The sequence below is a fragment of the Streptomyces griseobrunneus genome (assembly GCF_046713465.1).
Lineage (GTDB): Bacteria > Actinomycetota > Actinomycetes > Streptomycetales > Streptomycetaceae > Streptomyces > Streptomyces microflavus.
In genome coordinates, this window is the sequence record NZ_CP177080.1 from 1,350,803 (window position 1) to 1,365,339 (window position 14,537).

At 72.1% G+C, this 14,537-nt stretch carries 12 protein-coding genes; 6 read left to right on the plus strand and 6 right to left on the minus strand.

Annotated features, from left to right (window positions below; genetic code table 11):
* Positions 1–18 precede the first annotated feature (18 nt).
* Complete coding sequence (locus tag ACK8N7_RS06045) at positions 19–1,638, minus strand: AfsR/SARP family transcriptional regulator (RefSeq protein ID WP_403211186.1); 1,620 nt, start codon at positions 1,636–1,638, stop codon at positions 19–21.
* An 892-nt stretch (positions 1,639–2,530) separates the two neighbouring features.
* Between ACK8N7_RS06045 and ACK8N7_RS06050 the strand changes: the two genes are divergently transcribed.
* Positions 2,531–3,271, plus strand: a complete 741-nt coding sequence (locus tag ACK8N7_RS06050; RefSeq protein ID WP_388409233.1) for a TetR/AcrR family transcriptional regulator — start codon at positions 2,531–2,533, stop codon at positions 3,269–3,271.
* Here ACK8N7_RS06050 and ACK8N7_RS06055 read toward each other — a convergent pair whose 3' ends face one another.
* Positions 3,272–4,189, minus strand: coding sequence for a pyridoxamine 5'-phosphate oxidase family protein (locus tag ACK8N7_RS06055; RefSeq protein ID WP_403211188.1), 918 nt, complete (start codon positions 4,187–4,189; stop codon positions 3,272–3,274).
* Between the two features lie 157 nt (positions 4,190–4,346).
* Positions 4,347–6,131: a glyoxylate carboligase gene (gene gcl, locus ACK8N7_RS06060; RefSeq protein WP_403211190.1), complete on the minus strand. Its 1,785-nt coding sequence runs from the start codon at positions 6,129–6,131 to the stop codon at positions 4,347–4,349.
* Between the two features lie 284 nt (positions 6,132–6,415).
* Between gcl and ACK8N7_RS06065 the strand changes: the two genes are divergently transcribed.
* From ACK8N7_RS06065 to ACK8N7_RS06075, 3 genes are all read left to right on the plus strand, one after another.
* Positions 6,416–7,126: a hypothetical protein gene (locus tag ACK8N7_RS06065; RefSeq protein WP_403211192.1), complete on the plus strand. Its 711-nt coding sequence runs from the start codon at positions 6,416–6,418 to the stop codon at positions 7,124–7,126.
* 75 nt (positions 7,127–7,201) lie between these two features.
* A complete protein-coding gene (locus ACK8N7_RS06070; protein ID WP_403211194.1) occupies positions 7,202–7,765 on the plus strand; it encodes a GNAT family N-acetyltransferase in 564 nt (187 codons plus the stop codon).
* A 9-nt stretch (positions 7,766–7,774) separates the two neighbouring features.
* Positions 7,775–7,972: a hypothetical protein gene (locus ACK8N7_RS06075; protein WP_032753772.1), complete on the plus strand. Its 198-nt coding sequence runs from the start codon at positions 7,775–7,777 to the stop codon at positions 7,970–7,972.
* A gap of 34 nt (positions 7,973–8,006) precedes the next feature.
* Here the strand turns inward: ACK8N7_RS06075 and ACK8N7_RS06080 are convergent, their stop codons facing one another.
* Together ACK8N7_RS06080 and ACK8N7_RS06085 are read right to left on the minus strand one after the other, a co-directional pair.
* Complete coding sequence (locus ACK8N7_RS06080) at positions 8,007–9,623, minus strand: AMP-binding protein (RefSeq protein WP_500445696.1); 1,617 nt, start codon at positions 9,621–9,623, stop codon at positions 8,007–8,009.
* A gap of 47 nt (positions 9,624–9,670) precedes the next feature.
* Positions 9,671–11,347, minus strand: coding sequence for an AMP-binding protein (locus ACK8N7_RS06085; RefSeq protein WP_403211196.1), 1,677 nt, complete (start codon positions 11,345–11,347; stop codon positions 9,671–9,673).
* 133 nt (positions 11,348–11,480) lie between these two features.
* Between ACK8N7_RS06085 and ACK8N7_RS06090 the strand changes: the two genes are divergently transcribed.
* Positions 11,481–12,323 (plus strand): response regulator transcription factor, encoded by an 843-nt coding sequence (locus ACK8N7_RS06090; protein WP_403211198.1) that lies wholly within the window; start codon positions 11,481–11,483, stop codon positions 12,321–12,323.
* 48 nt (positions 12,324–12,371) lie between these two features.
* On the opposite strand, the gene ACK8N7_RS06095 is transcribed toward ACK8N7_RS06090, so the two are convergent.
* Positions 12,372–13,508 carry a winged helix DNA-binding domain-containing protein gene (locus tag ACK8N7_RS06095; protein ID WP_403211200.1) on the minus strand — a complete coding sequence of 379 codons (1,137 nt, stop codon included), beginning with the start codon at positions 13,506–13,508 and terminating at the stop codon, positions 12,372–12,374.
* Positions 13,509–13,626: 118 nt separating this feature from the next.
* On the opposite strand from ACK8N7_RS06095, the gene ACK8N7_RS06100 reads away from it, so the two are divergent.
* A complete protein-coding gene (locus tag ACK8N7_RS06100; protein ID WP_403211202.1) occupies positions 13,627–14,508 on the plus strand; it encodes a DMT family transporter in 882 nt (293 codons plus the stop codon).
* Positions 14,509–14,537 lie beyond the last annotated feature (29 nt).

Sequence of the window (14,537 nt, forward strand, 5' to 3'; positions counted from 1 at the left end):
CGCCCCGTCGGCCGTCGGCTACCGCAGGACGACGGTCCGGACGTCGGCCATCTCCACCTGTGCGGGCGCCGGTGCCTCCCGTCCGGTCCCGGACTCCCACTCGACCAGCCGGATCAGGGCCGCCTCGCGGTTCCTCGGCGACTCGCGCTCCGCGCACGCGGCGGCGAACCGCTCGACGATGGCGGAGAGCGGGACGGCGGGGTTGGCCGACAGCTCCTCGGCCGCGATCCGCAGGGCCAGCGGCAGTCCGCCGCAGAGCCTCACCAGCCGCACCGCGGCCGCCTCCTGGCCGCGGAGCCGGCCGCCGCAGAGACTGGTGAGGAGCGACGCCGCGTCATGGTCGGCCAGCGGCCCCATCGTGAGGACATGGGCGCCGTCGCGGGCGGCCAGCCCGCTGAACCGCTGCCTGCTGGTGGCCAGGACACAGGACGAGCCGCGCGGTATCAGCGGCCTCAACTGGTCGGCGCCGAGGGCCTCGTCCAGCACCACGAGCATCCGGCGGCCGTGCAGCAGGCTGCGGTAGAGCGTGGTCCGGCCGGCCATGTCGGCGGGCATCCGGGAGCGCTCCACACCCAGGCTGACCAGGAGCTGTTCCAGGGCGTCCGACGCGGTCAGCGGCCGGCCCTGACGGCCGGTGCCGCACAGGTCCACATAGAGCTGCCCGTCCGGGAAGCGGTCCAGCAGCCGGTGGGCCAGCTCCAGCACGAACGCCGTCTTGCCGACACCCGCGGGGCCGTCGACGACGGCGATGGGGGTGCTCGCGCCGTACACGCAGCGCTCGTCGTCCAGCAGCTCCTCGAAACGGGAAAGTTCGGCGGAGCGCCCCACGAAGCCGCGCGCCTGCGGGGGGAGTTGGACCGGTCGGGACAGGTCGGGGGCGCCGCCGGGGTGTCTTCGTACGGGGCGGGGGGCGGCGGCCTCCCCCTCGCGGCGCAGCCTCGGGTGACCGGCCAGGATCTGCTGGTGCAGGCTGCGCAGTTCGGCGCCGGGCTCGATGCCCAGCTCCCGGTTGAGCAGCTGCCGGGTCTCGGTGTAGACGGCCAGCGCGTGCGCCTGGCGTCCGCTGCGGTAGAGGGTGAGCATCAGCAGCCAGCGCAGCTTCTCGCGCAGCGGCTCCTCCCCCACGGCGGCGGAGAGTTCGGTGACGGCCTCCGCGTGGCGGCCCGCGTCCAGCATGTCGGCGGCCCACTCCTCGACGGCGGTCAGCCGGAGATCCCGCAGCCGGGTCCGCTCCACGGCGGCGAAGGGTCCCGGGACCCCGGAGTAGGCGTCACCGCGCCAGAGGGCGAGAGCCTCCTCGTACCACCGCACGGCCTCGTCCGGGCTGCCCCCGACCCGCGATCTGCGGGCCCTGGCATGGCGGCGGGTGAAGAGCGTGGCGTCCACCTGCTCCGGGTCCATCCGCAGGCAGTAGCCGCCGGAGACCGAGGTGAGTATCGCCCCCGCCTCGCGTCTGCTGCGCCCCGGTTCCAGCGCGCGACGCAGCCCGGCCACATAGGTGTGGACCCCGTTCGTCGCGGTCTGCGGGATGTCACCGTCCCAGAGGGCGTCGACGATGTTGTCGACACCGACCACCTCGCCCGCCCGGCTGGCGAGCAGGGCGAGCACCGCGCGCTGTTTGGGAGGCCCCAGAGGCACTTCCTGGCCGTCCCGCCAGACACGTACCGGCCCTAAGAGCTGTATGCGCAACGGTTCCCCCGACGTGGCCAACACTCGGTCGCCTCCTGAGATCGTGATGAGTGCGCACCGCGCCGCGTCGGCGCGGTGACTGGGTGACGGGATCCGGGGTGCGGCTCGCACCGGGTCCCGGTGGGGCACCCCGGGGAGGCGCCCCGGGGCGGACCGGATCCACGGCGTGGCTGTGGACCGGCCGGTCCGGCCCGCGGGCCCTCCGGGAAGGGTGGCGGGCAGGGTGGTGGAGCGGGCGCGGCTCCGGGTGGTCGAGCCGGGGAGCCGGGCAGGGCGGAGCTCAGGGCCAGTGGCCCGGACACGCCCGCGGCATCGCGCTCCGCGTGGACGTTTCCCCCGCGATTCCCCCGCGGGGTGAATGACATCGGGTGGAATTGAGACACCCGACAGGATTACGGGCGGCCCGTTTCCTTTCGCCGCCCGCACCTGCCTTAACGATCAACACGGCCTCGCCGCAGATGACCACTTCAGGCGCCTCTCTTCCGGCCATTCCTGTATCCATAAGACGTACGCGTAAGATAACAGTAGCGGGACGATAGTGGGTTGTCACTCACGCCTTTTCGCACTGCTGTAACAGGCCAACTCCCCCTGTGCGGCAGACCTGTGGCGGTACGCGAGGTCATCCCTGACGCGTCCGCGCACTTCACAGCGGTGACCGTGCATTCCCCCGTCGTCCAGTTTATGTGCAGCACCCTTCTGTCAAGCTTTCCCTTCCAGGTATTCACCCGCCCGGCATGATGCCGCCGCCTTCCCTGCCCAGGACGCGGATTCGCCCGAGTGGCCGGAACAATCGGCCCGATCCGGCCGGTTCGCAGGTTGCCTCGCGAAGAAAGATGGATGTATGGAGTCCCGCATACAGCGCTCCGGCCGGACCGGCCGCCCACCCCGCCTCTCGCAGGAGGCGATACTCGTCGCCGCGCAGCGCATTCTCGACACGGAGGGTCCGGAGCGCCTCTCCATGCGCCGGCTGGCCCGGGAGATGTCCAGTACGGCCATGGCGCTCTACCACCACGTGCAGGACAAGGACGAGCTCCTTCTGCTGCTGCTCGACGCGCACGCCAGGCGCTACCCGCGCCCCGAACTGCCGAGCGAACCGCGCACCCGCCTCCTCGCCTCGGCCCAGGTGCTGCACGACCTCCTCGCGGACTGCCCGTGGATCGTGGAGGTGCTCTCCTTCGACGACTTCGTCAGCGAGTCCGCGTTATGGATCGTGGAGAACATCGTCGACGCGGCGGTCGAGTGCGGGATGGACCTGGAGGACGCCGTCTACGCCTACCGCGTGATCTGGCACTACACCACGGGCGAACTGGCCATCCGGGTCAGCCGGGAGCGCGTCCAGGCCCGGGCCGAGCGCCCGGAGTACCGTGAACACGCGCTGGAGTTCCTGGACTCGGTGGATTTCCCCCGCCTGAACGCGGTCGGCAGGCGGTGGGCCGGGCTGACCTCGCGGGACGATCACCGCAGGGGCCTCGAGGCGGTCGTCGCGGGGCTGCTGGAGCAGAAGGCCGGAGTGACGGCGGGGCAGCAGGCCCGGGTGGAGCGGGTCCCGGCCGATGCGGTGCACGCCTGCCCGTGCTGCTGACTACCCCGGGGCCACCGGCGGGTTGAACCGGGAGAAGTCCGGATCGCTCCAGCGGAGCCGTACCGCGTCCCTGGTCTCCTGGACGGCCTTGATGCGGAACTCCACGATGCGCTGTACGCCCGGTACGGCGGCCGCCTCTGCGCCGTCCCAGACGGTGTGGGCGGTACCGGAGAGCTGGAGGAGGTCGCCGGTCTCCCAGTCGGGCACCAACAGCCCCGCCTCTGGGTGGAGTTCGAGGTTGCCCAGGGTGAGGAACATGGCGTTGCCGGCGTAGTCGGGCCAGCGCAGCCGGGTGGGCGAGAGCACCTGGAGGAAGCCGGGGTTGCCGCCCCGGTGCGAGGCGTCCGCGTCGCCGTCCGGGGAGGCGGTGGCGATGAAGAAGCTGTCGGAGGTGGCGAGGGTGAGCTGCTGGACGGTGGTCAGCTCCGCTCCCCGCCGGACCGCCGTGCGACGGCCGCCCCGGTCCGGCGGGAGCAGGATGCAGTCGCGCTTCTGGAGGTACTTGGGGCAGTTGCCGATCACCTGGTCGAGCGCGATCCGTACGCCGTCGGCCTCGGGCGACGAGGTCCCGTTGAGGCGGATACGGCGGCGGGTGGCCGGTTCGATGGCGATCATGCCGACGCGGGTGCCGCTCTCCCGGAGCACCGCGCCGAGCGGGTCGTCGGCCGCGGGCAGTGCGCCGATCGTCAGGGTCCGGGGGTCCGGCACCCCGAGGAAGCCGGGTTCGCCGTCGAGCAGGGTGGACCAGAGGCGTCCGGAGGCGTCGGCCGCGCCGACGACGATCATCGGCTGCCGGGCCAGGAACACCGCGGCGGCGTCGGGCACCGCGTCGCGGATGGCGCGGAGCGAGCCGGCCGCCGGGTCGCGCAGTCCCGCCCGGTGCTGCACGGCGAGTTCCCCGTCGTGGTAATCGGCCATGATCCGCTCCCCGCCCTTCGCCCTCCGGCCGGCCCGTGTCCGCCCGGTGTCGCGGACAGGCCCTAGGCCCCCGGCGACTGTACCTCCGGACAGGGGCAGGCCCCCGCGCCGGAGAGGAATCCGGGGCGGGGGCCTGGCTTGGGAGGGTGACGGGTGGTCAGGACACCGTCAGCGGGCGGATCGCGGTGGGGGCGTGGGACGGGTCCGTGGCGATGTCCTCGAACTCGTTGACCGAGGCGATGTCGGTGCCGCTCATCGCGATGTTGGTGACCCGCTCCAGGATCGCCTCGACGACGACCGGGACCCGGAACTCCGCGGCGAGCTTCTTCGCCTCCTCGAAGGCGGGCAGCAGCTGGTCCGGCTCGGTGACCCGGATGGCCTTGCAGCCGAGGCCCTCGACGACCTTGACGTGGTCGACGCCGTAGACGCCCAGCTCCGGGGAGTTGAGGTTCTCGAACTCCAGGTTGACCTGGAAGTCGATGTCGAAGTTGCGCTGCGCCTGGCGGATGAGCCCCAGGTAGGAGTTGTTCACCAGGACGTGGACGTAGGGGATGCGGTGCTGCGCGCCGACGGCCAGCTCCTCCAGCATGAACTGGAAGTCGTAGTCGCCGGAGAGGGCGACGACCGTGCCCTCCGGGTCGGCGGTGGCGACACCCAGGGCGGCCGGGATCGTCCAGCCGAGGGGGCCCGCCTGGCCGCAGTTGATCCAGTGGCGCGGCCGGTAGACGTGCAGCATCTGCGCGCCGGCGATCTGGGAGAGCCCGATGGTGGTGACGTAACGGGTCTCGGGGCCGAACGCCCGGTTCATCTCCTCGTAGACGCGCTGCGGCTTGAGCGGCACGTTGTCGAAGTGGGTGCGGCGCTGGAGGGTGGCTTTGCGCTCCTGGGTGGAGGCGGCCCACACCGAGCGGTCCTTGAGCTTGCCGGCCGCCTTCAGCTCGCGCGCCACCTCGACGAAGAGCGTCAGCGCCGCCTTGGCGTCGGAGGCGATGCCGAGGTCGGGGGCGAATATCCTGCCGAGCTGGGTGGGCTCGATGTCGACGTGGACGAAGGTGCGGCCCTGGGTGTAGACGTCGAGCTTGCCGGTGTGACGGTTGGCCCAGCGGTTGCCGATGCCGAGGACGAAGTCGGACTCCAGGAAGTTCGCGTTGCCGTAGCGGTGCGAGGTCTGCAGGCCGACCATGCCGGCGTTCAGCTCGTGGTCGTCGGGGAGGATGCCCCAGCCCATCAGGGTCGGGACGACGGGGACACCGGTCAGCTCGGCGAACTCCACCAGGAGCTCGGAGGCGTCGGCGTTGATGATGCCGCCGCCCGCGACGAGCAGCGGGCGCTCCGAGGCGTTCAGCATCTCCACGGCCCGCTCGATCTGCTTGCGGGTGGCGGCGGGCTTGTGCACCGGGAGGGGCTCGTACAGCTCGGGGTCGAACTCGATCTCGGTGAGCTGGACGTCGATCGGCAGGTCGATGAGGACCGGGCCGGGACGGCCGGTGCGCATCAGGTGGAAGGCCTGCTGGAAGACGCCGGGGACCTGGGCGGCCTCCAGGACGGTGGTCGCCGCCTTGGTGACCGGCTTCGCGATGGAGGCGATGTCGACGGCCTGGAAGTCCTCCTTGTGCAGGACGGCCGTCGGGGCCTGGCCGGTGATGCAGAGGATCGGGATGGAGTCGGCGATGGCGGAGTACAGACCGGTGATCATGTCGGTGCCCGCCGGGCCCGACGTGCCGATGCAGACGCCGATGTTGCCGGCCTTCGCCCGGGTGTAGCCCTCCGCCATGTGGGAGGCGCCCTCGACGTGACGGGCCAGCGTGTGCTGCACCCCGCCGGAGGCCTTGAGGGCCGCGTAGAAGGGGTTGATCGCCGCACCCGGCACACCGAACGCGTTGCTGACGCCTTCGCGCTTGAGGATCTCAACTGCCGCACGGGCAGCGGTCATACGAGGCATTGAGTGCTCCTGCTCGGGATTGGTGGAGTCGGGCTCTGTCGCGCCACCTGAGAGCACCAATTCCGTATTGCGGAAATTCAGTTCTGCTATACGGAAGTAATCTAAAACGCGGCGCGGTCGCCGTCAAGAGCGGGCGCCTCCGCCGGGCCGGGGGCGGCACGGCGACCGGCCGGCGGGAAGTACTCCGATTCCCTCCCCAGAACCTCGCTCCTGGTGGACGATGGGGTGACGAGGGAGGCACGGAGCGCAGTCGTCTGGCGGGTCCGTGCCGGAGGGAGACGATCGTGAAGTCCGTGCCGGTACGGTGCCCGGTCTGCAGCCGGGACCACGCCTACGTCGCACCGGCCTACCCGTGCCCGTGCGGAGCGCCCACCGCCCCACCGCTGCTGCCCGGGGCCCCACCGGTCCCGGTCACCCGGCGCACCTGGGACGAGGACTGGGTCACCGTCCGCTGCACGGCCTGCGACCGGCGGGACCAGTGGCCGCAGCCTGAGCTGTGCTGCCCGTGCGGCGCCCTGCTGCGGATACCGGTGCGGCCGGTGGGCGAGCCCGCTCCCCCGGCCGGTCCCGTCGCCCCGGCGCACATCCCGCTGCCGCGCACCGCCGCGCACCCGCGCCCCTCGTTCCGGCCCCGGACGATCCGTACCGGCCATGACGCGGTGAGCGCGGCCGCCCTGTATCTCACCTGGCTCGGCTACCGCGAGGTGGCCCGGGTCCGGGTGCGCACCGCGGGCGGGATCGATCTGCGGGCCACGGGACTCGTCGCCCAGATCGACGCGACGACCCGGCAGGTGGGGCTGCGTGCGGTGGAGTGCCTCTGGCTGAACGCCCTGGGCGCGTCGGCGGCGGGGGTGTTCTTCTCGCTCGCGGGGTACGAGGCCGAGGCGCGGGCCCGAGCGGACGGTGTCGGCCTTCCGCTCTTCGTCATGGACCTCACCGGGGCGCCGCAGCCGGTGAACAGCCCGGCGGACGAGCTGGTCAGCACCGGGGCCTGAGCGCCGGGGCTTTCCCGGGGGACGTATTCGGGCCACCCCGTACCGGTGACCCGCCCGGCGCGGCACACTGAGTACATGCGTATCCGCTCCGCCAGACGCTCCGATCTCCGCCTTCTGCAGGACATCGAGCGCGCCGCAGGGGAACCTTTCCGGACCCTCGGCATGATGTCCGTGGCCGACGACGATCCGCCCCCGCTCGACCTGCTGGAGAGCTACCGGCGGGCCGGACGGTGCTGGGTGGCCACCGATCCCCTCTCCACCACCGGCGACCGGCCGCTCGGCTATGTGATCGCCGACCCCGTCGACGGGGCCCTGCACATCGAGCAGATCTCGGTCGATCCGGTGGTGGCCCGCCGGGGCATCGGCCGTGCCCTGATCGCCCACCTCGCCGTACTCGCCACCGAACAGGGGCTCACCGCGCTCACCCTGACCACCTTCAGCGAGGTGCCGTGGAACGCCCCGTACTACACGCGCATCGGCTTCCGGGTGCTGCCCGAGGACGAACTCACCGAGGGGCTGCGCACGATCCGGGGGGACGAGTCCCAGCACGGCCTGGACCGCTGGCCCCGGGTCTGCATGCGGCGCGACCTCCTGCCCGCGCGGCCGTCGGCGGCGGTCGCTGTCGGTGGTGCCTCGTAAGCTAGGGGCATGGATTTAACTCCACGTCATACCGTGCAACCCGCCGTCGCGTCCGCCGCCCAGGCGAACGAGGCCATCCGCGCGCTCGTCGACTCGCGTGCGGGCCAGGACTGGTCCGCCACGGAGTCCGCGACGTACGAGGTGCTGCTCATCGAGTGGGCGGCGGCGACCCGGCCGGACGGCTCCGACATCATCGAAGCCGCCTGACCGGCCGGACCCCACCCCGGCCGGCGGGCGGCGCTCAGCCGCCGTACGTCTCCCGCAGCTCGATCTTGCGGACCTTCCCGCTCACCGTCATCGGGAAGGTGTCGAGGACCCGCAGCCGGCGCGGGATCTTGTAGTGGGCCAGCCGCTCCCGGCAGTACGCGGTGATCTCCTCCAGGACCGGCGGATCGGCCGGGTCCCGGGGGATCACGCAGGCCAGGATCTCCTCCCCGTACCGCTCGTCCGGCACGCCGACCACCTGGACGTCGGCGATCTTCGGATGGCCGTGGAGGAACTCCTCGATCTCCCTCGGGTACACGTTCTCGCCGCCCCGGATGATCATGTCCTTGATCCGTCCGACGACCTGGACGTATCCGTCCTCGCGCATCACCGCGAGGTCCCCGGTGTGCATCCAGCGGCCCGCGTCGATCACTTCGGCGGTGCGGTCGGGCTGGTCCCAGTAGCCGAGCATCACGCTGTAGCCCCGGGTGCACAGTTCACCCGTGGCGCCCCGCTCCAGGGTGACCCCGGTCGCCGGGTCGACGACCTTCACCTCGATGTGCGGCAGCGCGCGCCCCACCGTGCCGGTGCGGCGCTCCAGGTCGTCGTCGCGGCGGGTCTGGGTGGAGACGGGTGAGGTCTCCGTCATTCCGTAGCAGATGGACACCTCGTCCATGTGCATCTCGGCGACCACCCGCTTCATCACCTCGACCGGGCAGGGGGAACCGGCCATGATCCCGGTGCGCAGCGAGGAGAGGTCGTAGGAGGAGAAGTCCGGCAGGTTCAGCTCGGCGATGAACATGGTGGGGACGCCGTAGAGCGAGGTGCAGCGCTCCTGCTGGACGGCGGCCAGTACGGCGGCGGGCTCGAAGGACGGCCCGGGGATCACGATGCAGGCGCCGTGGGAGGTGATGGCGAGGTTGCCCATCACCATGCCGAAGCAGTGGTAGAAGGGGACCGGCAGACAGACCCGGTCGGCCTCCGTGTAGGCGATCATCTCCCCCACGAAATAGCCGTTGTTGAGGATGTTGTGGTGGGAGAGGGTGGCTCCCTTGGGGAAGCCGGTGGTGCCGGAGGTGTACTGGATGTTGATGGGGTCGTCGCAGGACAGCTCGGCTTCACGCGCGGCCAGTTGTGCGGAGGTGACGGCCGGGGCGGCGGCGGTCAGCTCCGACCAGGACGGGTCGCCGATGTAATGGACGGCACGCAAGGACGGACAGTCGGCGCGGACCTGGCCGACGAGGGCGCGGTAGTCGCCGGTGCGGTGGGCGAGGGAGGCGACCAGCAGACAGATACCGGCCTGCTTCAGGACGAACTCCAGCTCGTGCGCCCGGTAGGCGGGGTTGATGGTGACCATGACGGCGCCGATGCGGGCGGTGGCGTACTGCAGGAGCACCCACTCGGGGCAGTTGAGCGCCCAGATGCCGACCCGGTCCCCCTTCTCCACCCCCGACGCCATCAGGGCGCGGGCCAGCTCGTCGATGTCCGCGCCGAGCTCGGTGTACGTCCAGCGGCGGCCGGAGACCACGTCGACCAGCGCCTCGCGGTCCCCGTGGGCGGCGATCGCCCGGTCCAGGTTGCGGCCGATGGTGTCGCCGAGCAGGGCGGTGTCACCGGTGCCGTGTGCGTAGGACAGGCCGGCCTCCGCCGACAGCCCGCTCCCGTTGCCGTTCCCGTTCGCGTTCCCGTAGGGCAACTCGCTCACTTCAGGTCCCCCTCGTCGAACTCGGTGCCGGTGCCCAGCGCGGTGCGCTCCCGCAGCTCGATGCGGCGGATCTTGCCGGAGACGGTCTTGGGCAGCTCGGCGAACTCCAGCCTGCGGAGGCGTTTGTACGGGGCGAGCACCGCCCGCGAGTGCTCGAAGAGGACCTTCGCCGTCTCCGGTCCCGGCTCCCAGCCCTCCGCCAGCACCACGTACGCCTTCGGGACGGAGAGCCGCAGCGGGTCGGGGGCGGGCACGACGGCGGCCTCGGCGACCGCTTCGTGCTCCAGCAGCGCGCTCTCCAGCTCGAACGGCGAGATCTTGTAGTCGGAGGACTTGAAGACGTCGTCGCTCCGGCCGACATACGTGATGTAGCCGTCCTCGTCGCGCGCCCCGATGTCACCCGTGCGGTAGTAGCCGCCCGCCATCACCTCGGCGGTACGGTCCGGGTCGCCGTGGTAGCCGGTCATCAGGCCGACGGGGTGGCCGGCGAGGTCCAGGGAGATCTCGCCCTCCGCCGCCCCCGGCTGCCCGGTGACCGGGTCGAGCAGGACGACGGTGAAGCCGGGGCAGGGGCGGCCCATGGAGCCGGTCTTGAGGAGCTGGCCCGGGGTGTTGGCGACCTGGACGGCGGTCTCCGTCTGGCCGAAGCCGTCCCGGATGGTGACGCCCCACTCCCGCCGGACCGTCTCGATGACCTCCGGGTTCAGCGGCTCCCCCGCCGCGACGACCTCGCGCGGCGGAACCTTGAGCTGGGACAGGTCGGCCTGGATGAGCATCCGCCAGACCGTGGGCGGGGCGCAGAAGCTGGTGATGCCCGAGCGGTCCATCTCGGCCATCAGGCGGGAGGCGTCGAAGCGAGTGTAATTGAAGATGAAGACGGTGGCCTCCGCCGTCCACGGGGCGAAGAGGTTCGACCAGGCGTGCTTGGCCCAGCCGGGCGAGGAGATGTTGAGGTGGACGTCGCCGGGCCGGAGCCCGATCCAGTACATCGTCGACAAGTGGCCCACGGGGTAGGACACATGGGTGTGCTCGACCAGCTTGGGCCGGGCGGTGGTGCCGGAGGTGAAGTACAGCATCAGCGGCTCGTCGGCGTCCGTCTCCCGGCCGGGCGTGAAGTCGGCCGAGGCGTCGGCCACTTCGGCGTACGGCCGCCAGCCCGCCACCTCCTCGCCCACCGCGATCCTGGTGTACGGTCCCGGCACCTCGTCGAACTTCGCGGTGTCCGCGTCCCGCACGAGCACATGGCGCACCCGGCCTCGCTCCACCCGGTCGCGCAGGTCGGCGGGGCCGAGCAGCGGGGTGGCGGGGATGATCACGGCGCGCAGCTTCATGGCGGCGAGCGCGGTCTCCCACAGCTCCACCTGGTTGCCGAGCATCACAAGGATGCGGTCGCCCTCCCGGACCCCCTGCTTCTTCAGCCAGTTGGCGGCCCGGTCGGAGCGCTCGGACATCGCCGCGAAGGAGACCTCGGTGCGCCGGCCGTCCTCCTCCACGATGTGCAGGGCGGTGCGGTCGTTGTTCTCCGCGATGACGTCGAACCAGTCCAGCGCCCAGTTGAAGTGGTCGGCCCGGGGCCAGCGGAATCCCTCATACGCCCGCTCGTAGTCCTCGCGGTGCTCCAGCAGGAAGTCCCGGGCGGCCCGGAACGTCTCCGTCGCACTCGTTGCCGACATGTGCCCTCCTCGTTGCGGACCGGACCGGTCGATTAACATCATGCAAACAGTGACCCAGGTCTCACCACCCCCGGACGGGGGTGGCGCTGTCCCTCTGGCGGGGGAGGCGCGGACCGGGTGGGAAGGCGTCGGAGTGCCGGAACCGGTCGATGCGGTCGAGATGCAGACGGCGCTGGCGAGGCTGCGCCGCACGAGCGGGCTGCCGGTGGCCTTCGGCGGCCTGCTGTCCGATGCGCGCCACGCACGGATCGCCGAGCTGAACGGGGCGCAGACCAGCGCGCTGCGCGGGCTGGTCATCTCGGCCGGGAGCGGCCTCGGTGGCAAGGCCATCGCCCTTGCCCGGCCCTGTGCGGTGACGGACTACGCCGCCTCGCGCCACATCAGCCACGAGTACGACACGGCGGTGGCGGCGGAGGGGCTGCGCTCGGTCGTCGCGGTCCCCGTCGTCGTACGGCGGACGGTGCGCGGGGTGCTGTACGGGGCGCTGCGCACACCGGTGAGCCTCGGGGACCGGACCTTCGACGCGGCGGTCGCGGCGGCGCGTGACGTGGAGCAGGCCCTCGCGGTCCGCGACGAGGTGCGGAGCCTGCTCGCCCTGACCCGGGAGCGGGTGACCGGTCCCGGTGCGGCTGCCGGCGCCTGGGAGGACGTACGCGAAGCCCATCGGGAGCTGCGCGCGCTGGTGCCGAAGGTGGTCGACCCGGCGCTCCGCGACGAGCTGCTGGGCGTCTGCGGGCGCCTCGCCTCGGCGTCCGGGGCGCGGGTCCCGGCGGCCCGTGAGGTGCGGCTCGCGCCACGCGAGGTGGATGTCGTGGCGTGTGTGGCGGCGGGCGCGACGAACGCGGCGGCCGCCCGCCAACTGGGGCTGCGGCCCGAGACGGTGAAGGGGTATCTGCGCTCGGCGATGCGCAAGCTGGGGGCGCACACCCGGCTGGAGGCGGTGGTGGCGGCGCGCCGGGCGGGGCTGCTGCCGTAAAGGGGTTCGCCGGGCGAGGCTGCTGCCGTAAGGGGTGCCCTACGAGCCTCAGTCCCCGAAGTCCAGGAACGTCCCGAACCGGACGTCGTGCGACGCCGCGTCCGTCATCACCGCCAGCATCCGTACCGCCTCCTCGGTGATCTCCGCACGCTCGCCGCCCCGCAGGGCGCGCAGCGGCTGCACGGTGAGGGTCGCCGTGTCCCCGTCGCGCTCCACCCGCCAGATCGCCTCGAAGAACCCGTCGACCAGGACGGTCCCGTACGACTGGTTGCCCACCCCGTTGCGGCCCCTGTTCACCTCCGCGATCAGGCGCGAGCGGTCGTCGTGGCCGAGGAGCACGTTGTCGAACTCGGGCAGGAAGCGCGGCGGGGCCGGGGTGTCCGGGTCGGGGCGCGGGGCGTCGGGGAGGTCGAAGAGCTCGGTGCCCCGCTCGTCGCGGAAGGTGAGGAGCTGGGGCCGCAGCCGGTCGAAGACCTCCCGCAGGCGGGTCAGCCCCGCCCAGCGCTGCATGTCCTTGACCGAGGCGGGGCCGAAGGCGTTCAGGTAGCGCAGGACGGTGGCGTCCGGCGCGGGGACCGGCTCCGAGGGCCTGCCGAGCCAGTGCTCCGCCGTGGTCAGGGCGACCTGCCCGCTGCGCTCCCACAGCCCGCGCGGGGTGACCTGGACCAGTGGCAGCCGGCATCGGGCGGCCACCGTGAGGGCGAGCGGGTCGGCCTCGGGCCACCGGCCGAGCAGCTCCTCACGCAGCTCCTTGACCGGGCGGGGGCGCTCCTCCACCAGCTCCCTGCTCACGGCGGCGAGCCGGTCCAGATCCACCCCGGCCAGACCGTGCCGGAACGCCTTCAGCTCCCGGTCGCGCGCCGCCTGCACCAGCGGACGCAGGGTCAGGGCGTCGTCCGCCGTATGGGTGTGGAGCGTGGAGCGGAGGGTGACGATCCGGACCACCTCACGGGACTCCATCAGGCCGGACAGCTCCCGGGGGTCGAACTCCGCCAGCCGTGAGCAGAGCTGGAAGTACGGCGGTCTGGTGTTCTGCGCCTGGAGCCCGACGAGATGGGCGACCGCGTCCTTCGCGGACATCGCGGACGGGCGCAGCAGGAGCTGGCGGTCCAGGGTCGCCCGGTTCAGCGCCCGGGTGGTCAGGACGGCGGGGTGCGCGGCGGTGCGGGGTGTCTTCGCGGCCATGGTCCGTACGGTAGCGGCGCATGCGGACAGGTACGGTCCGCAAAGCCGGGAAGTACGGAGTTAGGCCCACCGGCCCACGCCCCGCGCGCCCTTCCCCTGCCCGCCCCATGATGAACCGGTGATCAGTGTCCTCTTCGCCGTCCTGACCGCCCTGAGCAACGGTTCCGCCTCGGTGCTCCAGCGCCGGGCGGCGATGGAGGTGCCCGACGGCGAGGCGATGCACCTGTCCCTGATCGGTCATCTGGTGCGCCAGAAGGTGTGGCTGGCGGGCATCGCCCTGGTGGTCGTGGCGGCCGTCTGCCAGGCGGTGGCACTGGCGACCGGTCCGATCTCGGTGGTGCAGCCGATCTTCGTCATCGAGCTGCCCGCGACGCTGCTGCTGGCCGGCTGGATGATGCGGGTGCGGGCGCCGCGCACGGTCTGGTACGGCGTCGCCGCGGTGACCGTCGGTCTCGCGGTCGGGCTCGCGTCGGCCGCGCCGGTCGACGGGACCGACTCCGTACGGGGCGCGGACTGGGTCCCGACGCTGCTGCTGACCGGGGCGTTCGAGGCGGTGCTGATCGTCACCGCGCTGCGGGTGCGCGGCAACGCCCGGGCGGCCCAGCTGGGGCTGGCCGCCGCCTGCGGCTACGCGCTGACGGCGGCGCTGATGAAGGACGCGATGTCGCACCTCGGGCCGGACGGCGGGGCCGTCGCACTGCTGACGTCCTGGCAGCTCTACGCGACGGCGGCGGCCGGGGTGGGCGCCCTCTTCCTGCTCCAGAACGCCCTCCACGCGGGCAGTCTGGTGGCGGTGCAGCCGATGCTGACGCTCGGGGACGCGCTGATCAGCATCCTGTACGGGGTGACGCTCTTCGAGGAGGAGCTGCGCACCGGCTGGTGGCTGCTGCCCGAACTGGCCGGGCTGGGGCTGATCGCCGCGGGCTGTGTGGCGCTGGCCCGCTCCTCCCTGGCCACCGACACGCTCGCCCCGCCGCCGGAGCCCCGGCCGCAGTCGTAACCGCAGTCACAGCCCCGGCCGCAGTCGCA

Bases quoted from the DNA above. Each gene is read 5' to 3' on its own strand.
- ACK8N7_RS06095 (WP_403211200.1), bottom strand. From the start codon at position 13,508: ATGGCCGCGAAGACACCCCGCACCGCCGCGCACCCCGCCGTCCTGACC.
- ACK8N7_RS06075 (WP_032753772.1), top strand. From the start codon at position 7,775: ATGGATTTAACTCCACGTCATACCGTGCAACCCGCCGTCGCGTCCGCC.
- ACK8N7_RS06050 (WP_388409233.1), top strand. From the start codon at position 2,531: ATGGAGTCCCGCATACAGCGCTCCGGCCGGACCGGCCGCCCACCCCGC.
- ACK8N7_RS06085 (WP_403211196.1), bottom strand. From the start codon at position 11,347: ATGTCGGCAACGAGTGCGACGGAGACGTTCCGGGCCGCCCGGGACTTC.
- ACK8N7_RS06070 (WP_403211194.1), top strand. From the start codon at position 7,202: ATGCGTATCCGCTCCGCCAGACGCTCCGATCTCCGCCTTCTGCAGGAC.
- gcl (WP_403211190.1), bottom strand. From the start codon at position 6,131: ATGCCTCGTATGACCGCTGCCCGTGCGGCAGTTGAGATCCTCAAGCGC.
- ACK8N7_RS06055 (WP_403211188.1), bottom strand. From the start codon at position 4,189: ATGGCCGATTACCACGACGGGGAACTCGCCGTGCAGCACCGGGCGGGA.